This window comes from Thermodesulfobacteriota bacterium (assembly GCA_031082315.1).
In the GTDB taxonomy this organism is placed as follows: Bacteria; Desulfobacterota; QYQD01; order QYQD01; family QYQD01; genus QYQD01.
Map to the genome: position 1 here is coordinate 79627 of JAVHLC010000001.1, position 25477 is coordinate 105103.

Consider the following 25477-nt stretch of genomic DNA (forward strand, 5'->3'; position numbering starts at 1 on the left):
ATATGACGCTTAGATTATACAACTCCTTTAGCAGTCAAAAGGAAGACTTTAAGCCTCTGCAGGATAACCAGGTCGGTATCTACGTCTGCGGTATTACTGCCTATGATGATTGCCATTTGGGCCATGCCCGCGCAGCCGTAGTTTTTGATGTCATCATTCGCTACCTGCGCCACCGTGGATTTAAGGTGACTCACGTACAAAACATTACCGATATAGATGACAAGATCATCAACCGGGCCAGAGAAAAGGGAGTCTCCTGTAAGGAGCTTTCCGAACACTATACCGGGGAATTCCACCGGGATATGGAGAGCTTGGGCGTGGCCCGGCCGGACGTGGAGCCAAAGGCCACCGAGCATATCCAGGATATCATCCGTTTGATTGAGACCCTGATAAGCAAAGGGTATGCGTATGCGGCTGAAGGTAATGTCTTCTTCTCTGTGGAAAAGTTCCCTGGTTACGGACGGCTTTCCCATCGCAGCCCGGAAGAGATGCAGGCCGGCGCCAGAGTAGAAATTGACCCCCGAAAACACCATCCCATGGACTTTGCCCTCTGGAAGACCGGCAAGCCGGGCGAACCCGCCTGGGAAAGCCCCTGGGGGCCGGGCCGGCCCGGATGGCACATAGAATGCTCGGCCATGAGTATCCGCTACCTGGGGGAGACCTTCGATATCCATGGAGGGGGACAGGACCTCATCTTTCCGCATCATGAAAATGAGATAGCCCAGTCCGTGGCCGCCACTGGAAAACCATTTGTACGCTATTTTGTGCACAACGGATTTGTGACCATAAATGGTGAAAAGATGTCCAAATCCCTTGGCAACTTCTTGACTATAAAGGATATCCTGTCCGGTTACCATCCTGAGGCCCTACGCCTGTTTTTACTCTCCAAACATTACCGCAGCCCCCTGGATTACTCAGAAGACTTTATCCGGGAGAAGCAGGTCAGTCTGGATAGAATATACGCTACATTAGGTGAGGCCCTGGAAATCACCGCCGCCCCTCCGGGTAAGCGCCCCGGCGCAGCTGCGACAGGAGTTTCGCTGCCGCCTGAAGCAGAAGCCGCCTGTGCCCGGATCAAAGATCTTAAAAAACTATTTTACCAGGCCATGGACGATGACTTTAACACGGCCCAGGCCATGGGCCATATCTTTGATGCGGCAAAAGGGATAAACACCCTCTTGCAGATCAGCAAAAAGGAGCCAGCCCGGGCCTGTCTGGATGCTATCGGGGCCGGCGCCTCGGCCATCAGGGAAGTGGGCCAGGTACTGGATCTCTTCGCTACCGAGCCCAGGGTCTATCTGGAAAAACGACGGACAGAAAAACTGAGAAAAATCCCTCTCCCGGAAAAAGAGATCAGCGATCTCATACGCCAAAGGGAAGAGGCCCGCACAAAGAAAGACTGGGCTGCCGCCGATACTATCCGCAAAAAGTTGGCCGGGGCCAATATAATTCTCAAAGACAGCCCACAGGGAACAACCTGGGAGATAAAGGAGTAAGTGTCCTTATTTAATCTGGTTTCAGACTTCAAGCCGCTAGGCGACCAGCCTAAGGCCATTGAGGCCCTCACCCGTTCCCTGCAGAAAGGCCACAAGCACCAGGTACTCCTCGGTGTTACCGGTTCCGGCAAGACCTTTACCATGGCCCACGTCATTGCCCGGACAGAGCGGCCCGCCCTTGTTATAGCCCCAAATAAGACCCTGGCCGCCCAACTCTTCAATGAATTCAAACAGCTTTTTCCCGAAAACGCCGTGGAGTACTTCGTCAGCTATTATGACTATTATCAGCCGGAAGCCTATATACCGCAAACAGATACCTATATCGCCAAAGACGCCTCTATAAACGACGCCATAGACCGCCTGCGCCATTCCGCAACCAGTTCCCTCCTGCAGAGGCGGGACGTAATCATCGTGGCCAGTGTATCCTGTATCTATGGCCTCGGCTCTCCCGATGAATATCGCAGCATGCACCTGGCCCTCGTTGAAGGGCAGGAACTTGGCCGGGAAGAACTCCTGCGGGCCCTGGTCGCCATGCTTTATGAGCGAAATGACATAGATTTTCACCGGGGGACCTTTCGTGTACGCGGCGACATCGTGGAGATATTCCCTTCCTGTGAAGAGGACCGTGCCATCCGCGTCGAATACTTTGGCGATACCATCGAGGCCATTAAGGAAATAGACCCGTTACGTGGGGTAGTCAGAAGGACTATGAAAGAGGCGCTCATATACCCTGGCAGCCACTACGTGACCACACGCCCCCGCTTGCTGCAGGCCATCGAGAGCATAAAGGCAGAATTAACGGAAAGGATCGATTTTCTCAGGGATCAAGGAAGTCTGGTAGAGGCCCAGCGCATTGAGGAGCGCGCCAATTTTGACCTGGAGATGCTGCAGGAGCTTGGTTACTGCCACGGCATAGAAAATTATTCACGCCACCTGACCGGCCGAAGACCCGGAGAACCTCCACCCACCCTCCTGTCTTATTTCCCGGAAGATTTTCTCCTATTTATCGACGAAAGTCACATCACCATCCCTCAGCTTCAGGCCATGTACCGGGGAGATCGCTCCCGCAAAGAAACCCTGGTGGGATACGGCTTTCGTCTGCCTTCGGCCCTGGATAATCGCCCGCTGAACTTCGCCGAGTTTGAACAACGCGCAAGGCGGGTAATTTACGTCTCCGCCACACCCGGCCCCCACGAACTTAAAAAGGCGTCCGGCCATATAGCCGAACAGGTCATCCGGCCTACCGGTCTGATTGATCCCAGGGTTATTGTGAAACCGGCAGTGAGCCAGGTCGATGATCTCCTGGAGGAAATAAGAAAACGCCTTAAGCGAAAAGAACGGGTCCTCGTAACCACACTTACCAAACGTATGTCCGAAGACCTGGCCGAATATTATGCAGAGCTGGGGCTCAGGGTAAAGTATCTCCATTCCGATATTGCCACCCTGGAAAGAACAAAAATTATACGGGACCTGCGCCTCGGAGTCTTTGATATCCTCATTGGCATTAACCTCCTCAGGGAGGGTCTGGATATACCGGAGGTCTCGCTGGTAGCCATCCTGGACGCAGACAAAGAAGGCTTTTTACGTTCGGAGCGCTCCCTGATTCAGACCTGTGGCCGGGCCGCCCGGAACATACACGGCGAGGTTATTTTCTACGCCGATCATATGACCACGGCTATTATGCGGGCGTTAGAAGAAACCGAACGCAGGCGGAAGCTGCAGGCCGGATATAACCGCCGGCACCATATTACCCCGACCACTATCAAAAAATCCATAAGGGATGTCCTTACCTCGGTTTATGAGGCTGACTACTACACGGTGCCCGTGGCCGCAGAAGAAACAGAGGCGTTTTTAACCGTTGAAGACATCGCCCGGCGCATAGAATCCCTGGAGGAAGAGATGAAGCGCGCCGCCAGGGACCTGGAATTTGAGCGGGCTGCAGAACTGCGTGACCGCGTACGCGCCCTCAGACAGCAGGAGTTGGCATGGCGTTAAGTGAGGATATTCTTTCTACTATTTCCCACGGAACAGGTGTGTATCTGTTCAAGGATGCTAAAGACCTCGTCCTTTATGTGGGAAAGGCCAAAGACTTAAGAAAAAGGCTCGCTTCATATTTTCAAAAAAGACGGGAACAGGGGACCAGGACGGAGGCCCTGTTCACCCGGGCCGCCTCTATCGAGACTATCCTGACGGAGAACGAGAAAGAGGCCCTCATCCTGGAATGCAACCTGATTAAAAAACACCGGCCTCGATACAATGTAGTTTTACGCGATGACAAAAACTATCTCTCGCTGCGTCTCGACCCTTGTCAGAAGTTCCCCCGCATTACCATCGTCCGGCGCCCGGCCGATGATGGCGCCATATACTTTGGCCCGTTTTCCTCCGCCGCGTCCGTGCGTGAGACTCTGCGCTCCCTGCAGCATATCTTCCCGCTGCGCCGTTGCGGTGACATCGTATTTAAATCACGTACCCGCCCCTGTCTCAATTACCAGATCAAACGCTGCGCGGCCCCTTGCGTTGGTCTGATTTCGGAAGAAGAATATCGAAAACTGGTTGCCCAGGTCGTTTTGTTCTTTCGCGGGCAACTCCAGGACCTCGTAAAAATCTTCGAAAAAGAGATGCAGACCCTCGCCGGCCGCCTGGAATATGAAAAGGCCGCCCTTTATCGGGATCGCCTATCGGCCATAAAACGGACTTTAGAAAAGCAATCCGTGACCTCCACACGCCTTGTTGACCGGGATGTCATCGGGCTATACCGGCAGGACGGGTCTGTCCAGATATCCATCCTTTTCGTCCGTAACGGGGCCGTGATCGGCCATAAAACCTTTCCTTTCCGGGAAGCGCCGGCGACAAACGAAGAGATATTATCCCATTTTCTAAGACAATTTTATGGTGAGGGGAAATACATACCCGGGGAAATTCTTATACCGCTGGCCATGGAAGACCATGCGGTGATCGCCTCCTGGCTCGGGGAAAAGACGGGAAAAAAGGTATCGATCTTGATACCCCAAAAAGGAGACAGGCATCGACTCTTGCTTCTGTCCATGAAAAACGCCGAGGGTTCCTTCCGCCAAAAACTAAAGGAGGAAGGGGATCGCCATAATCTCCTGACACTTTTGCAGGAAAAACTGGGCCTCAGGTATTATCCCGAACGCATCGAGGGCCTCGATATATCCAATATCGGCGGGGAAATGGCCGTGGGTTCCCTGGTAGCATTTATCAATGGCATCCCTGGTCGAAGCCTCTATCGACGATACAAAATAAAGTTGCCCGAGCGGCCGGATGATTACGCCATGATGCGTGAGGTGGTCTCACGGCGTCTGCGCCGGGCCAAAGAGGAAGATCCATGGCCGAATATGCTGCTCATAGACGGCGGTAAGGGCCATCTTAACGTGGCCAGGCAGGCATTGAAAGACCTGGGTTGCAGTGGCCGCGTGGACCTGATCGCTCTGGCCAAGGGGAAAAAGGGCGAAACAGACAAAGTATATCTCCCGGAACGTAAAAATCCCGTTTTATGGAAAAGGAACTCCCCGCTCCTCCTTTACCTGCAACGCATTCGGGATGAGGCCCACCGGTTCGCCATAGAATACCACCACAAGCTGCGCAAAAGGGGTTTAACCCGGTCGCTTTTGGATGAGATCCCGGGGGTCGGCAGTGTGCTCAAAAAAAGATTACTTATACATTTCGGCAGCGTAGAAAAACTGAAAGGGGCTTCAGTCGAAGAAATCGCCTCGGTCAAGGGGATAAATCCCTCTTTAGCGGCTAACATAAAGGCTTTTCTGGAAAATTATAAAAGGGCTCATTCCATAACAGAATGAGCCCTCGCTAACCCACCTTAAACTATATGAACTTTACCTAAAAAGTTTCTAAGCTATCTCTTTCTTGACCGAGACAGCCACCTTCCAGAGAACAGTTAATATCAGCGCGCCGGTCGCATACACCATCATAGAAACCGCCAGTTCCGGGATCGTCGGTGCATACTCTGTTACCCTTTCAAACATATTCGGAACAAACCCGGCCACCAACAAGGCCAGTCCTTTGTCAATCCAGCTCGCGCCAACCAGCATAAGAAGAGCCGGGATCAATATATTTTCGTTGTTCCGGAAGGCAGGCGGAATCAGTAAAACCAAGGAACCAAAGGCCATCACTACAGCAGCCCACATAAAGGGGACCAAAAGATTGTGCCCTTCCAGGCCGTAGAAAAGGTATTCAAATGAATGCATATGCCCTGGGATATTGCTGTAGAAGGCAGTGAATAGTTCAAGTCCAAAGAAGAAGACGTTGACACACATGGCATAGGTGATAATCTTCGCCAAAGATTGGATCGCCTCTTTCCCGGGATCGTACTTTGTCAACCTTCTCAACAGCAGGGACAGCAGAAGGAGTATCGCAGGCCCGGAACAAAACGCCGAGGCCAGAAATCGTGCAGCCATAATAGCGGTAAGCCAGTAATGTCTGCCTGGGATACCAGCGTAGAGGAAGGCCGTCACGGTGTGGATGCTGAAGGCCCAGATTACAGAAAGATACACAAGGGGCTTTATCCACGAGGCCGGCGTTACGCCTTTGCGTTCTGCCTGGAGTGTAGTCCAGCCGATAATGATATTCAGAAAGAGATACCCATTCAAAACGACCATATCCCAGAAAAGGATTGAATTAGGTGTGGGGTGCAAAATGACATTCAGGAGACGCTGTGGCTGGCCAAGATCCACGACGATGAAAAGCATACACATGCTCACCGCGGAGATGGCCATAAACTCCCCTAAAATAATCATCTTGCTAAACGCCTTGTAGTGATGGAAGTAGTAAGGCAAAACCAACATCACTGCCGAGGCGGCCACGCCGACCAGATAGGTAAACTGGGCGATATAAAAACCCCACGAGACATCCCGGCTCATACCGGTTATCTTCAGCCCCTGTGTGAGCTGTGTGTAGTAGGCAATAGAGCCCAACCCAATGAGACCAAGCAGCAACAATATCCATACATAATAGCCTTTACTTCCGTATAGTGCCTTCTCAAGCATAGCCCTTACCTCATACTATGTAATAAACGCAAGGTTGCGTACCCAGGTTTGGTTTACGCCGGATGCTGTAATTGGAACGAAGCACCTGCCTGACCTCTGAGTTCGGGTCATCCAGATCGCCAAAAATCAGCGCCCCATTGGAGACTTCCACGCAGGCCGGCATCAGCCCTTCTTCCAATCTCTCCGTGCAGAAGGTGCACTTTTCCACAACTCCGCGCATCCGCGTCGGATACTTTCGATTTTCCTCTTTGATATACGGCCGTGGGTCTCCGAAGTTAAAGCTCCTGGCTCCAAAGGGACAGGCAGCCATACAGAAACGGCACCCTATGCATCGGTGCATATCCATCATCACGATACCGTCTGGCCTTTTATATGTGGCCTTTGTGGGGCACACCCGCACGCAGGCCGGCTCGTCGCAGTGGTTGCAAAGCAACAGAAACGGCTTATGCTTAACCTCATCCGAGACAAATTTGTTCATATCATCCGGGAAGGCGTGCTCATATTCCTCGGTCCAGATCCATTTTACCTCTTGTTTCGTTCCGATGTCCGGGACATTGTGAACGCGATGGCAGGCCTCAATCATCCTTTTGCAATCGGCCTCGGTCAGCTTCCGCGTATCAATGACCATGGCCCATCTCTTTGCCGTTAACGCCTTTGGATTGGGTGAAACCTGCGAAGCCTCCACCGGGGCTCTTCGAAGCAAGTCAACAGCGGTCGCGCCTCCAAGCCCGGCTACAGCGGAGATTCCGACTATCTTCAGGAATTCTCTTCTATTGATGCCCATGCCACCTTCTCCTTCTCTTTCGGTTCGATATGGCAAGTCCAGCAGTACGGTTTTACATCCGTGTAATTATGACATTCGTCACAGAACTGCTTTTTATTCGAATGGCAGTTCATGCATTCATTCTGAAGGCTCATATTAAACGTCTTACCGCTACTGCTCACATATAACTTGTTCCCATCGCGGACCACGGAATCACGCCAGTCGTTAAGAATTTTCATATGCTCGGCCTGCATGAATGCCTTCGGCTCTATACACTTTTTCTCTGCCAACTGCTGGATTACAGGGGTGTCGATTTTTGGGTCTGGCTTCTTAGCGGCCTTGCCCACATTGCTCCAAAGCGGGAAGGTTACCAGGCCAACGAAAACGACCAGTCCGGTTATGATTTTGCCTCCGTCATACATCAGCCTCTTCCTCCATTCCCTTTAAGGGTCGAAAACGGAAATCTTGAGTCCTCTTCTTCTCTCCAGGTACGACCAGGGCATTCGCTACCATTTCATGGATACCTGTTACCTCCACCCCTGGCGCCCAGTAGTTACACAGAGTCACCAGCGTAGCCCGGTCAATGGCGCAGATGCAACCCAAGTGGTTCACGCCGTGTTTTTTTTGGACATACTGCACCGCGTTTCCTCTGGGCAGCCCACCCCGCAGTCTCATCTCCATCATCTCATCCGTACCCAGTCCGGCCCCGCCTGCGCAGCAGAAGGTCTGCTCCCGGATGGTATTCTCAGGCATCTCATGAAAATTATTACATACGTTCTTGATGACATAGCGCGGCTCCTCCAATATTCCCATGCCCCGAGCCGGGTTGCAGGAGTCATGGAAGGTTAGCGTTATGTGATCGTTTCGGCTCGGATCCAGTTTCAATTTGTTGTGTTTGATAAGGTCGGCAGTAAATTCACAGATATGCACCATCTTGGTGGAGTTGGCATTTTCGAATTTCGTGCCGGTAATAGGAGAGACCGGTTCTTCCAGAAAATCGGCCGGTCCGTTCATGGTGCCCATATATTGGTTAATTACCCTCCACATGTGGCCGCACTCCCCACCCAGGATCCATTTAACCCCCAGCCTCTTGGCCTCGGCATACATCTTGGCGTTCAGCCTCTTCATCATTTCATGTGAGGTAAATAGGCCGAAGTTCCCGCCTTCAGATGCATAGGTGCTCCAAGTAATGTCGAGTCCCATACTCTCCAAGTAATGAAATAGGTAGTGATATCCCATATAGGTGTAGGTGCCAGGATCACCAAAGATGTCTCCTGAGGGAGTAATAAATAGTATCTCTGCCCCTTTCCGGTTGAAACTTGGCGTCACCTTGATGCCGGTTACGGTCTCCAGGTCTTCTAAAAGGAATTCAGTCATCTCCTTGTAGGCATGGGGCTGAATGCCCATATGGTTTCCAGTCCGGTAACAATTCGCCACGGGCTCGAGTACCCAGTTGACGTTAAGGCCGATCAGGTTAAGGAGTTCCCGGCCGATTATGGTAATCTCCGCCGTGTCAATACCGTAGGGGCAGAATACCGAGCAGCGCCGGCATTCCGTACACTGGAAAAAGTAAAAGAACCACTCTTTTACCACGTCATAGGTGAGGTCTCTGGCCCCGGCCATCTTCCCCAGTATCTTTCCGGCAGTGGTAAAATGCTTTCTATATACCGACCGGAGAAGCTCCGCCCTCAGAACCGGCATATTCTTGGGGTCTCCGCCGCCGATGAAGAAATGACACTTGTCCGCGCAGGCGCCGCATCTTACGCAGATATCCATAAAGAGCCGGAAGGAACGATACTTTTCCAGCCGCTCGGCAATCCCTTCGAGGAGAATCTCTTTCCAATTTTCAGGCAGTTTCCAGTCCTCATCCATCGGCGCCCACTCCCGCGGATTCGGAAGGCCGACATACTTCAGATTCTTTGGCTTTGCCGGATAGATAAAGTTGCCGATCTTGAACTCCGGCTTGGTATCCATCCAGTCTTCTCGTGGCGGTTTATGATCGACTCTCGATACCACCTCGCGGTCGTAATAACCCATCTGATCTGGTTTAAACTTTTTTGCAGGACCTGCCATGGTTACTCCTTTTCCACTGGTAATCCAGCTTCTTTCATGTGTTCTCTGAATTCGTCTTCATATTCTTCGTAGGTATGGACCTTTACCGGGTAATTCCAGGGATTGATGTGTCTTACTGCCCGGTTGTTGTTAGCCAGATTTCTGGTGGGACTGAGGAAGACCCCGCCCAGATGCATCAGCTTGCTGAATGGGAAGTATGCAAACAGGGTGCTGACCAGGAAGAGATGGATGTAAAAAATAACACCAATCCCTTCCGGGATCTTGGGGCTGAAAGTGACCAGTCCCATAGTCAGCTCTTTCACGCCCACGATATTTGTCTTGAAGAAATAACGCATCAGAATACCACTCAGGGCTATGGCCAGAATCAGAAAGAGCGGAAAGTAGTCATTCGCCAGCGAGATGTACCGCAACTGGGGGACAAAGACCCTTCTCAAGAAAAGATACGCCACGGCCGCCAAAATGACCATATCCGTCTGATAGAACACAGGAACACCTATCTGTAAAATTCCGTCCAGCGTCTCAGCCCATTTTACGAAGAAAGGTATCGGCTCAGTAACAAATCTAAGGTGTCTAACTAAAATAGTCAGGAAGGAGTAATGAAAGGCTAAAGCGCCCAGCCAGAGCCACTTCGCCGAACCGTATCGAAGTATCGGCCCTTCTCTCAAATCAACCTTTGTGTTTCTGAACAGTGAACGGAAGAGAAAGACCTCCAACAACATCCTTATGATAACCTCACCGGTAGTAAACGGGTTATCGAATCTATTCCGTTTGACCCATGTCTGACTTTTTTGCTGGCCGCAGGTGGCAGGTATCCGAAATGGAACCGGCGAACGTCCCCACTGTACAACGCGACGAATGAACCCTATCAGAAATATAAGAAAGGCGGCATAGGGGATAAAAACACCGAAAAGGTAGTTCATTCCAGCGCCACTCACTCCCGCGTAAGCAATTAAGGTGAGCGCCAGGACTGCGATGAGGGGAAGCAAAAGTCTCATTTACCGTTACCTCACTTCGTTTAGGCTATCAATATTAGTATCTTTGGGATCCGGCTGTTCCTCCGGGATTTCGCCCATCATATTTGTTTTTTGCAACAATCTAAAGAGCCTGTTTTTCCACTCGGTTGCCCTGATTTCATAGACCTGCTCACGGCATTTCATGTAGATGTCAAAAGAGAGGAGGGCCAAGCCATCTATTCTGGACTCGACAAACAACAGCTCGTCAGAAAGCTGGTGCTTTTGGATATCAGATCCCAGCTCTTCCCGAATCAGTCTCTTGAGCACGAAGACAAAGGCAATAGCCTGCGTGGGGGTAAGGTCCTGAACCGCCCTGATTCGAATAACCTTGTCGAGAAAGGGAGAAACTTTCTCAGGATCCACCCCATTGAGAAGCTCTTCGAACAGGCCTTCTATCCCTTCAGATATCATAGCGCCTACGGGATTAGCGAACTGGTTCTTTTGTGACTTCAAGAAGTTGGCCGTGTCAGCCGGGTAGGTCTCCAGGATCGCGTCGATCCACTTTCTCACAATAGCGGATTTCTTTTGTAATAAAAGGCTTTCCAGGGTTATATCCCGAACTTGTTGGGGCGAAGACATGCTGTTAAATCCACCTGAATTTAGATACGGCTACCCTTGTAGCACGTTATTTCTTTCACTGTCAATAAAAAATATTATATGAATGGCGGCTCACTCAGTTTAGAATTCTATAGACAAATTCCGTTTGCGTGTCAAGAATAAAACGCATGTCTGGCTGTGACATTTTTCACTATGCCCTAAGACTTAAAGGCCTTAAATTAAGTTAGCTTAGTCAGGCCGTCAGAGTCACTGTATTAATTTTTATCAAAAAGGCTAAGTTGCGCATCTTGAATTCTTGCCAACGGTTTTCTGGAAAAAGGGTTTTCGTATTTTTTGAGATACTGCTCTATATCCTGCAGAAAAGGAGAGATTTTTTGTGATGACCTTGTGCCGAAAAGCAGGCGTTTTCTGGCGTAGCTCAGAAAGAGCTTTTCCTGCGTCCGAGTCAACCCCACATAAAACAGCCTCCTCTCCTCTGAACTATCTGTCTGCTTTTCCTTATTATACAGGTAAGGGATCAGGCCCTCTTCGCAGCCGGTAATGAATACCACCGGAAACTCCAGGCCCTTAGCGGCATGGAGGGTCATCAGGGTTACCTTTTCTGCCCTGGGGTCATAGAGATCTGCTTCACCCTGAAGTGCCAACTGGGTGAGAAAATCCGAGACATTGTCTCCGAACCGTTCAGAAAAAGACAGGATATAGCGTACGTCTTCCTGGAATTCTGTCTCTTTTGACAGATCACGAAAAAAATCGACACGTTCGTAAATCCGCTCCAATTTCTCTCGAACGGTCTTTCCTTTTAATGTTATTTTCAGCGGGTTCAGCCCATCTCTAAGACCCCGCATCCGCTTTCTATTGAAAAACTCCAACCTGTCCAGACCGCACCCTAAAGGCTCCAGCATCCTTAAACAAAAAAGGAGTTGAGCTGTCCCCTTCCGGTCCACGATCTTTTCTTTCCCCACTCTCTGGAATGGAATCCCCGAACGGATGAACGCCTCTTCCAGGACCTTTCCCTGCTCGTTAATCCGGTAAAGTACGGCAAAGTCAGAAAAACTCCGTTCGCCACCCTCTTCTGAAGTATCGATTTTCCTACTCTCCATAGAAAAGTGGCTGATCCCCCTGACCTCCGTCTCGATGCTCTTAACCACAAACTCGGCTTCAGCCTTCTCCGTAGGCAACTGCGCAATAGTTAGCCGGCGTGTCCCCTGGATACCGGACCAGAGGCCTTCCCGGACATCACCTTCCCCCATCACCTGCCTCGATGCCCGCAGTATCGTCTCTGTGGAGCGATAATTCTGCTCCAGGCAGAGTACCCTGGCCGTTGGATAATCCTCCTGAACTTTATGAAAATATCGAACCGATGAGCCTCTGAAACCATAAATCGCCTGATCCGGGTCGCCGATAACACAAAGGTCGTGGGTTGAAGGGGCCATGAGTCGAATGAGCCGGTACTGGGCATAATTGATGTCCTGATACTCGTCCACGGAAATAAAACGAAATCTCTCCTGATACTTCGCCCGGATGGCCTCGTGACCCTCAAGGAGTCGCACCACCTTAAAAATCAGATCCTCAAAATCAAGGAGGTGGGCCTCATCGAGCGCCTGCTGATAGGCCTCATAAATCCGGCCAAACAAATCCCGTGGGATATCTCCGGCTATGTCCTCCCAGCCGTCTCCTGGAGAAAGGAGATTCTGTTTCGCCCTGGAAATGGCCTCGCCCATCTTTCTCAAGTTGCAATCAGCAGGCAGAAGACCCTTGATCAGATAGTCTCGATCCGCCCCGGTCAGGATGGTAAACGGTTTCCTTACCCCGACTGCCTCGCCATTCCCCTTCAGGATATCAAGGCATAAGGCGTGAAAGGTCTTGATGGTTAACTCTTTTAGGACATTTGAATCCTTAATGAGTGAGGTCAGGCGATCCCTCATCTCTTCCGCGGCCTTGTTGGTAAAGGTAACCGCCAGTATCTCCTCCGGCTGCGCGATATGGTGTGAGAGTAAATAGGCTATGCGATGGGTGATGGTACGCGTCTTTCCGGTCCCGGGACCGGCCACAATCAAAAGAGGGCTGCCTGTATGCTGTACCGCTTCTCGCTGGATTGAATTTAGGGTGTTCAAAAGGGGGTCTTCAGTCTGCGAGGTATCTTCTTTTTTCGCCTCGGTCGAAGATGTCCACCTTTGGCGGATGTCGAATCTGTCCGAGTGCGGAAAAGGAGGATTTAACGGATGCCCGCCTTTATCAAAGGGGGGTGGGGGGGGATTTTCTTCATTGTGCCTTGTCCGCCGCAAGCGGGTGATTGTTTCATTGTCCCCTGCATCTTTTTGAGACATTAGCGTCTCACCGGACGCCTGAAACAGAGATTGCTGCCGGGATAGCCGGCCAAGTTCTTCATCGGTAAATAAACGAACCTTACCGAACTCGCCATCATACCCCGGATCGATATGAACCTCCTGACCCCTCATCTTACGGATCGCCTCGGCCAGGGTGGGCGAGCCTTTACTCTCGATTTCTTTCAGAGGACGCATCCTTAAGATATCAAGCTCCGGCCCAAGCTTCCTTAACAGTTCCTGATAATAGCCTTCCACCTTTTTACTCTTTGGCCCGCATCTCAATATTTCCGACAGGATGTCTGTCAAGGGAATAAGACTGGTAAATGGATGCGTTCTTTCCGGATATTGCCCTGCATTGCGATCAGCCAGTTCCTGCACGCGATACATTACCCCTATGGTTACCGGCTTACCGCAGACCGGGCAGAGTCCCTTGCAGCGCATGGTTTCCCGTGGAGAAAGCCGGACTCCGCATTTTCGGTGGCCGTCAAAATGGTACTTCCCTTCTTCAGGAAAGAATTCAATGGTCCCCAAAAACCGTCCGGGGTCGCCGGTCTTTAAGGCGTCTCTAATAGCAAAGTAAGAAAGCTCCGTGTCAAAAAGGTTCGCTTCGCGTCCCAGGTTTGCCGGAGAATGGGCGTCAGAATTGGATACTAAGGTCACCCCGTCCAGTTTAGATACCCTCCAGTTCATGGCCGGGTCAGAGGAAAGACCGGTTTCCGCCGCAAAGATATGGGGCGTAAGCTCTTCAAAGCACTCTTCAAGGGAATCAAACCCGGATTTGGAACCGAGCGCCGAAAACCAGGGAGTCCAGATATGGGCCGGAATTACAAAGGCATCTTCTGAGATATCCAGAACCGTCTCCAGAAGCGCCTTGGAGTCAAGACCCAGGATGGGCCGTCCATCGGAACGTATATTCCCGATCCGGGCCAGGCGGGCATTAATCTTCTCGGCGACGGAGAGGTCCGGGGCAAAGACGATATTATGAACCTTTCTAACCTTCCCATTCTTCTTATAAATATTACTGATCTCGACACTCAAGAGGAAGCGCACCAACCTTTTGCAGCTTGCCGGAATCTCTTTATCCATCTCCTTGGCCGACTGAGGCCTGAGCTTCCAAAGCCCTGGCTCCGCCGGTTCCAGTTTTTCCCGGATCTCAGAGAACCATTGAGGATGTGTAAAATCCCCCGTCCCTACCACGGTAATCCCTTTAAGCTGCGCCCAAAGGTGTAAGTTCTCCAAGTTAAGATTCCTGGCCGTAGCGCGGGAAAGGTAAGAATGGATATGAAGGTCAGCAATAAATTCCACGTCTGTCTCTCCAGTCATCTTTCTCCGTCTGTATATACGCCGGAATAGGGTAAGATGTAAATCACTAAGGTAAGATAAATTCGTTGACTACAAGAAAGGCAGGTAGTATACAAAAATAGAGTTATGTCCTAGGCGTAAGCCACCCAGGCTCGGGTGGCTTTTTCTTTTTGGAGACGGCAGTGAAACTGGTTTTTATCGATAATTACGACTCCTTCACTTACAACTTAGTCCAGCTCTTCAGCCAATTCCCGGTAGAGATAAATGTGTGGCGGAATAACGTCATAAGCCTATCCGACATCGAGAAGGCAAGCCCAGACGGTATTATTATCTCTCCGGGGCCAAAGACCCCGACTGAATCCGGGATCTGCAAGGATTTGGTCCGGCGATTTAAAGATACTTGCCCTATCTTGGGTGTCTGCCTGGGCATGCAGATTATAAACGAGGTCTTCGAAGGTCAGACGGTCCTATCGCCTCGCCCGGTGCATGGAGAAAAAGACAGAATTTTTCACAATGGAGAAGGTATCCTTGCTGATCTGCCTAATCCCTTTTGGGCGGCACGCTACCATTCGCTAACCATCAGAAAGGGATCGGACGATATCCGGGTAACTGCCTGGAATGAGGAAAACCTGATTATGGGGATTGCGTATCGAGATCACCCTATTTGGGGAGTCCAGTTTCACCCGGAATCTTTTATGACGGAATATGGTTATAAAATGGCTGATAATTTTCTGCGGTTAGTTAAACAATCCCATGCATAAGCTAAGACAGGTAACAGGAAAAATTGTAAATATAGAATCTCAACCGGTTGACTTCATCCGGAACGATGAAAAAATAGAGGACATTTTCGCTCCGTTGAGCAGCGATGCGAATGCCTTCCTCCTTCTAAGCGGCGGCCGGGGAGATTGTTCAAGGTACTCGTTCCTTGCCTGCGACCCATTCCTGGTAGTGCGGGCCTGGGGCAAAAGAATAGAGATAAACAACCGCCACACCGCTATCGAACTTGTTGGGAATCCGTTTGACATATTGCAAGAGATCTTAGACGGTCTCGATATGTCCTCTGTTGACATCCAACTCCCCTTTTATGCCGGCGCCCTAGGCTATTTTGGTTATGATCTCCGCTATCACCTGGAAAAGCTGCCGGACGTAGCAGAAAACGATCTTTCCCTCCCTGATCTGTATCTGATATTCCCAAGCATTATCCTTGTCCATGATCGAATAGAACAAAATTATCGGCTCGTCACCATTGAACATCAGTTGCATGGGGAGGAATCAGAAAAAGGCCATCAAAAGATAGAAAAACTCCGGACTAAAATCCGCACAGCGAGCCCGAATCCTCCCATACCTCTCTTTCCCAAATGGGGGCAAGGGGGAATTTTGAAGGGGGCCTGGAAGGATATTCAGATAAAACAATTTACCTCCAACTTCACCCACGATGACTACGTCTCCGCCATCAAACGGGTGCGCGAATACATTCGCCAGGGAGACATATATCAGGTCAACTTATCCCAGCGCTTTACCTTTGAATTTGATGGGCCTCCGTACTCATTCTTTCGCGCCCTTTTCGCCGATAATCCGGCCCCGTTTTATGCCTACCTGAACTGTGGCGATTTCTGCGTGCTTTCTACCTCTCCGGAACGCTTCATCCGGCGGGAAGGAAGTTATATCGAGACCAGGCCCATCAAAGGGACGAGGCCGCGCGGCAAAGACCCGGCAGAAGATGAAAGGATGAAAAAGGAACTCATCGAGAGTCCCAAAGAAGATGCGGAACTCTCCATGATCGTCGACCTTCTGCGAAATGACCTGGGAAAGGCATGTCTCCCCGGAACCGTTCAGGTAAAAGAACACAAGCGGGTAGAAGCCTATCAGAACGTCTTTCACCTTGTCTCCACTGTCACCGGTATGCTAAGAAGAGGTTGTACCCAGACGAACGTCTTAAGGGCCGTTTTTCCGGGCGGGTCTATCACCGGATGCCCCAAGATACGGGCTATGGAGATTATTGAGGAACTGGAACCGGTAAAAAGAGGCATCTATACGGGCTCTATAGGCTATGTAAGTCTCCATGATACCATGAACCTCAGCATAGCTATACGCACTGCCGTGTATAAAGACCGGCGAATCTACCTGTCCGTCGGAGGAGGAATAGTGTACCATTCCGATCCCGAGACGGAATATCAGGAGACACTACACAAAGGAGAGACATTTTTTAAGCTGCTGCATCAGGTAGATGATCTCACAAAAGAATATGACTAAGGAATACGTACTCCTCAATGGTGACATTATAGATGGCCGTAAGGCCTGTCTATCGGTCTTTGATCGAGGATTTCTATACGGAGACGGGTTCTTTGAAACCATGCGTGCCGAAAACGGTCGTGTGCTTTTCCTGGAAGCCCACCTGGAAAGGCTCTATCAGTCATGCAAGTTCTTCAACCTCGGCCTTCTAACCACGAAAGAGAGCGAGTGGACAGATAAGATCAACCTGCTTATCAAGAAAAATAACCTCAAGGAAACTGTTGCCGCCGTAAAAATCGTGGTGACGCGCGGTCCCGGTAAGCCTCAACTCGGGCTTCCCAAAGAGGAGGCGCCCACAGTCATCATCTATGCCCGCGAGTATGTGCCGCCGGCCCCCGAAAAGTATAATAACGGGCTGATAGTTGAGGTCTTCCCCTATCCGCGTCACTCTTTTTTGGCTGATTATAAAAGCCTAAATTATTTATTTTATCTCAGTGCGAGAGAATGGGCGCAGAAAAATGGCGCAGATGAAGCCATCGTCTTAAACGTCGATGGCACGGTCTCGGAAGGAGCAACCACCAATATTTTCTATGTCAAAGAAGGTTCCATTTTCCGGCCTGAATCGCCGCATTACCTGCGTGGGGTCATGGAAGGCCAGGTAATAAACTTTTTAAAGGAACAGGGACGGGAGATAGTTACTATGCCGACCACGGTTTCCATGCTGCTAGAGGCAGAAGAAGTCTTATTAACCAATTCCCTTTTAGGGGTGATTCCGGTCGCCAGAATTGGGGAAACTGCCCTTCCACTAGAAAAACCTTTATCTGCTCTCTTACAAGGTGTAAAATAATTTAAATAAGCAGTCCACAGCAGTCGGGAGCCAGAAAGCTGAAGGTTAAAAGCTGATAGTCATCAATAGTAACCCAGACACAGAGAAAAAATGGATTAAAAAGACAAAATATACTCTCTGCGTGCTTTGCGTCCTGGGGTGAAAACACACATGGCCGCTGATAACTTGCGCACCGGAATAGCCAACCTACCTCTGCATTACGGGAAGGCCCCCCGATGGCTCTTTTCCCGGATGGTCAAACTGGCCCGTGAAATCACCATCGTCATCGTGAGTGAATTCGGGCCGGAAGAGATGTTAAAAAAGCTCTCTAATCCCTTCTGGTTTCAGGCCTTCGGTTGCGTTTTAGGCTTTGACTGGCATAGCTCCGGCCTTACGACCACGGTCTGCGGGGCCTTGAAAGAAGGCATCAAAGATATCTCTCTTGATCTGGAACTGATGGTTGCCGGCGGCAAGGGGGCTGCCTCCCGAAAGACCCCGGACGAAATCTTGAAGACCGGGGATACCTTTAAAATCGAACCATCGCCGCTCATATACGCCAGCCGCATGGCGGCCAAGGTGGATAACAACGCCCTCCAGGATGGTTATCAACTCTATCATCACTGTTTTATATTTACGAATAGCGGTTCATGGGCCGTCATACAGCAGGGCATGAACGAGAGTACCCATTATGCGCGTAGATATCACTGGCTCGGCGAAGGGGTAAAGGACTTCGTCTGTGAACCGCATGCCGCTATTTGCTGCGATCAGAAGAAGCCTGTCTTTAATATGGTGGCCCAGGAAAGCCGGATCGCAAGGGAAACCGTAACTGCCTTATCCAGAGAAAAACCTGATACTTTAGTTCGGGAATTAAAGAAGATTCAGACGCTCTCTCTACCTCCCCGCCATGAGATACAGGGAGGTGACATAAATCCGGATCGGGTGGGTCAGGTCCTCCTCAAAACCCATGACCGCCAGCCGGAAGAGTTTTCCGTACTTTTAGGGATGCCCGGAGTCGGCGCCAAAACCATACGGGCCCTTAGCCTCATAGCCGAACTGGTCTATGGGGTAAAACCCAGTTTCCGTGACCCGGCCCGTTATAGCTTCGCCCACGGCGGCAAAGACGGCCATCCCTATCCGGTGGATAGAAAAATTTATGATCGATCTATTGAAGTACTTCAGAAAGCAATCTCACAATCGAAAGTGGGAAGAACGGAAAAGATGGAGGCTGTAAAGAGGCTCGCCCACTATGCACGGTGTTCTTAATATGTTATCATCCACCTGGCAGGCGATAACATTTACGCGGATTATTTCTCGCGCTTTTGAACATGCATAGCGAGCGAATATGATGCATTTTACCTTGCATACGGAGATTCCCCGTCCGCCCAGGCGGACTGCGGGGAGCTTCAATTTGAAAACTAAAGATGGCTGGAGCTTAAATAACGGGAATAAACGTGCCGAAGATTTAAAAGAGGGGTTGTATTCTCCGACTCGTATTTAAAACGTATATCCATAACAAGAGAAAAACGATGATCAACAAGATACATCTAGCACATAACAAGGTGATACTGATAGGAATCGTGCTTAGCGCAATCTTTTGGATTATTGAGGCGGCTATGCATGTTTATATCTTCCAGGACGGCACCTTTTTTCAACAGATACTTAGCCCGGAAACACACGAAGCCTGGATGCGCTCAATAGTAGTGCTCATGTTCATTGCGTTCAGCATTTATGCTGACTCTATCATCAATGTTCGCAGGCGGGCCGAGGAGGCAACCAGACAGGCATACGCAGAACTCAATCAGGTTCTTGATACTGCGGCTGACGGGATGCGCCTGGTTGATAACGACTTCAATATACTTCGGGTTAACGACACATTCTCGGCTCTATCAGGCATAGGCAAGGATGAAGCAATAGGTAGAAAGTGCTATGAGGTGTTTCGCGGCCCTCTGTGTCATTCTCCTGCTTGTCCACTGACCCGTATTTCCCAGGGCGAAGGGCGCGTCGAATGTGATGTTGAAAAAAAGCGAAGTGATGGTACCACAGTACCGTGTATTTTGACGGCAACTCCGGTTCGGACTCCCGGTGGAAAACTAGTTGGTATAGTTGAGGACTTTAAAGACATCACCGAACGGAAAAAGACAGAGGCAGCCCTGCGGGAGAGCGAAAGACAAAAACAGGCTATTCTGGACGCTTCAGTTGATATGATTGTGCAGATTGATAAGGAGATGCGGATAGTTTGGGCAAATAAGACGGCCGGGGCCATACTTAATGAAAAACCAGAGAATCTCACAGGACATACCTGTCATAAAGTTTATCAAAACTCCGACACTCCCTGCCCTGATTGTCCATGCAAAAGGGCCTTGGAAAGCGGGCAGATTGAGCACGGCATCAAGTATCAGCCGGCTATGAACGTTGTAGGAGAATCCTACTGGGAAGATTATGGGATACCACTCAAGAATGAATCCGGTGAAGTGGTTGGACTCATTGAGATAGCGCGGAATGTTACGGGAAAAATGAAGGCCGAAAAGGCCCTGAGAGAGAGTGAGGAAAAACTGGCGGGACTCGTCGATTCGATAACCGATCTCATGATCATGGTGGACGAACATTTTAATATCATATGGACAAACGACCTTGCAGCTAATTTCTGCCGCACGGATCTGGTTGGTGAGAAGTGCTATACTGCTTACCATAGAAGCAACGAAAATTGTGTATCGTGCATCGTGAAGGAATGTTTTAAGGACGGCGACGTCCACGAATTTGAGACGGAAATCGTCGGGCCGGATGGAAAACAGCGGGTCTTCTGGGGTACGGCGAGTGTGGCTGCGCGTTATGAGGATGGCCGTCCCAGGGCGGTGGTAGAATTTCTACGCGATATCACGGACCGTAAACAGGCTGAAAGGGATATCAAGATACTCAAACAACAAATGGAGTTCATCCTTGGGGCCACAAAAACCGGCCTCGATATTATTGATTCACAATTCAACATCCGATACATCGATCCGGAATGGAAAAAGCTATACGGCGATCCCACCGGAAGAAAGTGTTATGAATACTTTATGGGACGAAGCGAGATATGCCCTGGCTGTGGAATTCCCAGGGCCTTGGAAACAAAGGCCATTACCGTCACTGAAGAAATCCTGGTTAAGGAAGGTGATAGGCCAATACAGGTTACTACCATACCGTTCCAGGATGATAAGGGAGAATGGCTGGTTGCTGAAGTAAATGTCGATATTGCCGAGAGAAAACGGATCGAGGAAGAAAAAAGGAAAATCGAGGCCCAACTACTTCAGGCCCAAAAGATGGAGGCCATTGGTACTCTTGCAGGTGGCATTGCCCATGATTTCAATAACTTGCTTACGGGACTTCAAGGGCGTGTTTCGCTGATGCTCATGCATACCGATCACTCCCATTTCGAATACCTCAAGGAACTAGAGGACATAGTTCAAAGGGGAGCCCATCTGACCAAACAGCTTCTAGGCTTTGCCAGACGCGGAAAATATGAGGTTAACCCTACTGATCTCAATGAATTGATCGATAAGAGTTCCGGGATGTTCGGCCGTACCCAAAAAGAGATAAGAATTCACAGAAAACTCCGGGAAGGCATCTGGACAACTGAGGTAGATGCGAGTCAAATTGAACAGGTAATGCTGAATCTTTATGTGAATGCCTGGCAGGCCATGCCTGAAGGTGGAGATTTATATCTCCAAACTGAAAACGTTATACTTGATGAGAGCTATGTCCAGCCCTTCAATGTCAAGTCGGGCCGGTATGTCAAAATTTCGGTTACCGATACTGGAGTTGGTATGGATAAGGTAACTCAACAAAGGATATTTGAGCCATTCTTTACCACCAAAGAGATAGGAAGGGGAACTGGTTTGGGCCTTGCCTCTACCTACGGAATCATCAAAAATCATGGCGGCATCATAAATGTTTATAGCGAAATAGGTCACGGAACCACTTTTGCTATTTACCTGCCCGCCTCGGAAAAGAAGATAGTAAAAAAACAAAAGGCATCTGAAACGCTGCTGAGCGGTAACGAAACAGTCCTTCTTGTTGATGATGAAGATATGGTTATCGATATCAGCCGGGAGATATTGCAGACACTGGGCTACCAGGTTTTATCGGCCACAAGCGGACACGACGCCTTGGAAATTTATGCAAAGCATAAGGATACCATTGATGTAGTTGTCCTCGACATGATTATGCCGGGCATGGGTGGTGGTGCAGTCTATGATCGCTTGAAGGAGATCAATCCCAATGTAAAATGCCTGCTGGCCAGCGGATATAGCATGAACGGCCAGGCGACCGAGATATTGGAACGCGGTTGTAGTGGTTTTATCCAGAAGCCATTCAATATGGAGCAATTTTCACAAAAGGTAAGAGAAGTCTTGGATACATTAAACAGTAAGTAAGCGGAGAAAAGCCTCCTAAAAACCGCCTCTGCTTTTGAACCATTGGGGTTTGACCCCATAATCCCCTTTTGAAAACTGTCGCTTATTGCCCCCTCACCCTTTCTGTCAAACTCTTCCCTCCCACCGCCATTTTGTAAGAATCCAGAGATATAAGAGAACGGCGTTAACTCCTCTATCTGCCGTTCTCCTTTTTCTTCGATGCCCTCATCGTATGTCTCTGCTGGGCGGTGAGCACGGCCTTTCGCAGCCGTATGGATAGAGGGGTGACCTCGACCAGTTCGTCTTCGCCGATAAAATGTATCGCGCTTTCGAGCGTCATCAGTCTGGCCGGTGTGAGGATTACATTTTCGTCTCTCCCTGACGCGCGCATGTTGGATAGCTTTTTTTCTTTGCAGGGATTTACGTCGATGTCATTCTCCCGGTTATGCTCGCCGACCACCATGCCCTCATAAACGGCCTCACCTGGTGGAATAAAAAGCTGCCCCCTCGGCTCAAGGTTAAAAAGGGCGTAAGCTACAGACTTTCCTTGCCTGTCGGCCACCATGGAACCGGTAGAGCGCGCGGGGAAATCGCCCCGGTATTCCTCATAGCCTATAAAATACGAGTTCATGATGCCCGTACCTTTGGTATCGGTAAGGAATTCGTCCCGGTAGCCTATAAGCGCCCGTGAAGGAATGCTGAATTCTATCCTTACCCGGCCCCTGCCGTTATTGACAAGGTTTGTCATCTTGCCTTTCCGGATAGAAAGCTTTTCCGTCACAATCCCCAGAAAATTCTCACTACAGTCAATAAAAAGTTGTTCTATAGGCTCATGCCTTTTTCCATCCTTGTATTTGTAAATGACTTCGGGACGGCCTACACAAAGCTCAAATCCTTCTCTTCGCATGGTCTCGATGAGTATAGCCATCTGAAACTCGCCTCTGCCCTTGACAATGAAACTCTCTTTGTCCGCGGCTTCTTCTACCTTTATGGCCACGTTTTTCTGCATCTCCTTCCCGAGGCGCTCCCATATCTTGCTGGATTGTACGAACTTGCCTTCTTTCCCTCCAAATGGCGAGTTGTTTATGGTGAATTTCATGGAAACGGTAGGCTCGTCAACCGTTATCCGTTTCAGCGGCTTTGGGGAATCTTTCGTGCAGATGGTGTCGCCTATATTGACGGATTCCAGTCCTGAGAGGACAACAATATCGCCGGGCTCCACAAAATCAACCTCTCTGAGGTTCATTCCTTCGTAGATCTGTAGTTTTGAAATCTTGAGCGGGAGCTGTTTGCCTTGCTCATCAATACAAACCAGGCTGTCGTTGTATTTCGCCTTGCCATTGAAAACCCTGCCTATAGCCAGACGGCCGAGATAATCGGAATAACCCAGGTCTGCAACCAGCATCTGGAATGCTTCTTCCGGGTCATAGGAAGGCGCCGGTATCTCCTCCAGAATGGTGTCAAAAAGTACATGGAGGTTCTCACCTTTTTCCTCCAGAGCCTTCTGTGCAATGCCCTCACGGCCTATGGCATACAGCAAAGGGAAGTCAAGCTGTTCTTCCGTAGCGCCAAGGTCTATAAACAGGTCGTATATCTCGTTCAAGACTTCGTCAGGACGCGCATCTTTGCGGTCGATCTTGTTTATCATCACGATAATCTTCAGACCTGCCTCGAACGTTTTTTTCAGGACGAAACGCGTCTGGGGGAGAGGGCCTTCCGAAGCGTCCACCAGGAGAAGCGCGCCGTCAGCCATGCTGAGCGCCCGTTCTACTTCACCCCCGAAATCCGCATGTCCAGGGGTGTCTATGATGTTTATTTTTGTACCTTTCCAGACTACGGCGCAGTTTTTCGCGGCAATGGTGATGCCTCTTTCCCGTTCCAGGTCCATGCTGTCCATTATTCTTTCGTCCACTTCCTGCCCTACCCTGAACAATCCGCTCTGTCTGAACATAGTGTCAACAAGCGTGGTCTTTCCGTGGTCAACATGGGCGATGATGGCAATATTTCTTAGCTTTTCATTTTTTGCATATCTCTTCATCTGTTTACTTTCCTCTTTCCTTCCTCAAGATCAAAGCACGGCGAAATTAAAAACTGATAGTATACCCTTTAAGGGATCCATTGCAAAGGTTAAAGTTAAACAAAGCCTCCCTGAGTCTTAGGGAACCCCTATGTTTCTGAGCGAAACTTGTTGGAGCAGTCCGCCTTAGGCGGATCGAGGACGAGCTGGAAGGGGCAGGTATTCCCCACCTGCGAACCCCGAAAGGGTCGCTTGCGCAAGCCGTGAAGCGAAGAGACTAGGGGTTCCTAATGCCAGGAAGGGGGATATCTGGGGAGGCCGGGACTAAATCCTGGACTGTGATCTTCCCTATTCGAGTTTCTGCTTAAATCGTAAGACGCTTATGCCGATCGTGGATATGCCTATCACGGCCATAGCCAGCAGTTGAGGCCAGAGGATGTCAAGTCCAACGCCTTTTAGATATACCCCACGGATAACCGCCACAAAGTAGCGCAGCGGATTCAGATAGGTCAGGTATTGCACCCACTGAGGCATATTCTCAATGGGGAAGCCGAAGCCGGAGAGCATGACGGCCGGGTTAATGAATAAGAAACTGGCCATAAGGGCCTGCTGCTGGGTACGCGACACCGTGGAAAGGAAAAGGCCAAATCCTAAAGAACTTAAGAGAAACATTATAGCGCCGAGAAAGAGCACCAGAGGGTTGCCGACTATGTGAACCTGGAACAATAAGCGGCCAACTACGCTGATCAAAATGACATCGATAATGCCGACAACCGCAAATGGGCATAGTTTTCCCAGGATAAGCTCAATTGGCCGTATCGGCGTCACGAGGATCTGTTCTATGGTGCCGATCTCGTATTCTTTTACAATAGCCATGGCGGTAAGTATCATGGTGACTATGAAAACCACCAGGGCAATAACTCCGGGGACGAAAAAGACCCGACTTTCCAGGTTCGGATTATACCAGGTACGCGGCTCAACCGTGACCTCGCCATATTCTGCGACTAATTTGGCAGAAAGCGCACGGTTATAGGCACCCAATATCCGGTTTAAGTAGCCGACAATGACCATTGTGCTATTCGAATCCGTACCATCCAGAAGCGCCTGGATACTGGTGGGGTTCCCGCTCCGCACGTCATTGGCATACCCGGCCGGAATGACTATACCCAGGATGACGCTGCTTCGATCTATAAGCCCTTTAAGCTCCGGCATAGTCCTCACCCTGTGTTTTATGTCAAAATAGGCCGTGCTATCAAATCGGGAGAGTATCTCCCGGCTCTCCACGCTCTGATCATAATCCACAACTGCCGTGGGGATATGCTTTAGGTCAAAATTGGCCGCATAACCAAAAACTATTAGCTGCATGATAGGCGGGACCAGGAGGGTGAAGCGCATACGCTTGTCCCGCAAAAACTGAATGAACTCTTTTATAATGATGGTGCGTATGCGGTTGAACAA

The 25477-nt window shown here is 50.0% G+C and carries 17 protein-coding genes; 8 read left to right on the forward strand and 9 right to left on the reverse strand.

The genetic code is table 11. The features are described from left to right. Positions 1–2: 2 nt before the first annotated feature. From cysS to uvrC, 3 genes are read left to right on the forward strand one after another with little or no spacing between them, the layout of a single operon-like run. Entirely contained in the window at positions 3–1496 is a 1494-nt protein-coding gene (cysS, locus tag RDU59_00405; protein ID MDQ7836943.1) for a cysteine--tRNA ligase, read from the forward strand. After that, positions 1497–3491 carry an excinuclease ABC subunit UvrB gene (uvrB, locus tag RDU59_00410; protein ID MDQ7836944.1) on the forward strand — a complete coding sequence of 665 codons (1995 nt, stop codon included), beginning with the start codon at positions 1497–1499 and terminating at the stop codon, positions 3489–3491. It abuts the gene before it with no gap. Further along, positions 3482–5314: an excinuclease ABC subunit UvrC gene (gene uvrC, locus RDU59_00415; protein MDQ7836945.1), complete on the forward strand. Its 1833-nt coding sequence runs from the start codon at positions 3482–3484 to the stop codon at positions 5312–5314. Before uvrB ends, uvrC begins: the two co-directional genes overlap by 10 nt. 48 nt (positions 5315–5362) lie before the next feature. Here uvrC and nrfD read toward each other — a convergent pair whose 3' ends face one another. The 7 genes from nrfD to RDU59_00450 form a co-directional block, all read right to left on the reverse strand. Beyond that, positions 5363–6517, reverse strand: coding sequence for an NrfD/PsrC family molybdoenzyme membrane anchor subunit (nrfD, locus tag RDU59_00420; protein ID MDQ7836946.1), 1155 nt, complete (start codon positions 6515–6517; stop codon positions 5363–5365). A 10-nt stretch (positions 6518–6527) separates the two neighbouring features. Further along, positions 6528–7301: a 4Fe-4S dicluster domain-containing protein gene (locus tag RDU59_00425; GenBank protein ID MDQ7836947.1), complete on the reverse strand. Its 774-nt coding sequence runs from the start codon at positions 7299–7301 to the stop codon at positions 6528–6530. Continuing rightward, positions 7274–7702, reverse strand: a complete 429-nt coding sequence (dsrJ, locus tag RDU59_00430; protein MDQ7836948.1) for a sulfate reduction electron transfer complex DsrMKJOP subunit DsrJ — start codon at positions 7700–7702, stop codon at positions 7274–7276. Before dsrJ ends, RDU59_00425 begins: the two co-directional genes overlap by 28 nt. Beyond that, the gene (locus tag RDU59_00435) at positions 7695–9317 is read right to left on the reverse strand and encodes a (Fe-S)-binding protein (protein MDQ7836949.1); all 1623 of its coding nucleotides are present in this window, start codon (positions 9315–9317) and stop codon (positions 7695–7697) included. Before RDU59_00435 ends, dsrJ begins: the two co-directional genes overlap by 8 nt. Positions 9318–9355: 38 nt before the next feature. Continuing rightward, complete coding sequence (gene dsrM / locus RDU59_00440; GenBank protein MDQ7836950.1) at positions 9356–10348, reverse strand: sulfate reduction electron transfer complex DsrMKJOP subunit DsrM; 993 nt, start codon at positions 10346–10348, stop codon at positions 9356–9358. Between the two features lie 6 nt (positions 10349–10354). Then, positions 10355–10945 (reverse strand): RsbRD N-terminal domain-containing protein, encoded by a 591-nt coding sequence (locus RDU59_00445; protein ID MDQ7836951.1) that lies wholly within the window; start codon positions 10943–10945, stop codon positions 10355–10357. Positions 10946–11178: 233 nt separating this feature from the next. Continuing rightward, on the reverse strand, positions 11179–14574 hold the full coding sequence (locus RDU59_00450) for a UvrD-helicase domain-containing protein (GenBank protein ID MDQ7836952.1): 3396 nt from the start codon (positions 14572–14574) through the stop codon (positions 11179–11181). A gap of 161 nt (positions 14575–14735) precedes the next feature. Between RDU59_00450 and RDU59_00455 the strand changes: the two genes are divergently transcribed. The 5 genes from RDU59_00455 (at position 14736) to RDU59_00475 (ending at position 22023) form a co-directional block, all read left to right on the forward strand. Then, the gene (locus RDU59_00455) at positions 14736–15314 is read left to right on the forward strand and encodes an aminodeoxychorismate/anthranilate synthase component II (protein MDQ7836953.1); all 579 of its coding nucleotides are present in this window, start codon (positions 14736–14738) and stop codon (positions 15312–15314) included. Next, positions 15307–16806 (forward strand): aminodeoxychorismate synthase component I, encoded by a 1500-nt coding sequence (gene pabB / locus RDU59_00460; protein ID MDQ7836954.1) that lies wholly within the window; start codon positions 15307–15309, stop codon positions 16804–16806. Before RDU59_00455 ends, pabB begins: the two co-directional genes overlap by 8 nt. Continuing rightward, complete coding sequence (locus tag RDU59_00465) at positions 16799–17632, forward strand: aminotransferase class IV (GenBank protein MDQ7836955.1); 834 nt, start codon at positions 16799–16801, stop codon at positions 17630–17632. The genes pabB and RDU59_00465 overlap by 8 nt, the downstream gene beginning before the upstream one ends. Positions 17633–17782: 150 nt before the next feature. Further along, positions 17783–18874: a DUF763 domain-containing protein gene (locus RDU59_00470; GenBank protein ID MDQ7836956.1), complete on the forward strand. Its 1092-nt coding sequence runs from the start codon at positions 17783–17785 to the stop codon at positions 18872–18874. A 263-nt stretch (positions 18875–19137) separates the two neighbouring features. Continuing rightward, positions 19138–22023 carry a PAS domain-containing protein gene (locus tag RDU59_00475; GenBank protein ID MDQ7836957.1) on the forward strand — a complete coding sequence of 962 codons (2886 nt, stop codon included), beginning with the start codon at positions 19138–19140 and terminating at the stop codon, positions 22021–22023. A 172-nt stretch (positions 22024–22195) separates the two neighbouring features. Here the strand turns inward: RDU59_00475 and typA are convergent, their stop codons facing one another. Both typA and RDU59_00485 read right to left on the reverse strand, forming a co-directional pair. Continuing rightward, on the reverse strand, positions 22196–24040 hold the full coding sequence (gene typA / locus RDU59_00480) for a translational GTPase TypA (protein MDQ7836958.1): 1845 nt from the start codon (positions 24038–24040) through the stop codon (positions 22196–22198). Positions 24041–24367: 327 nt separating this feature from the next. Continuing rightward, the gene (locus RDU59_00485) at positions 24368–25477 is read right to left on the reverse strand and encodes an ABC transporter permease (GenBank protein MDQ7836959.1); all 1110 of its coding nucleotides are present in this window, start codon (positions 25475–25477) and stop codon (positions 24368–24370) included.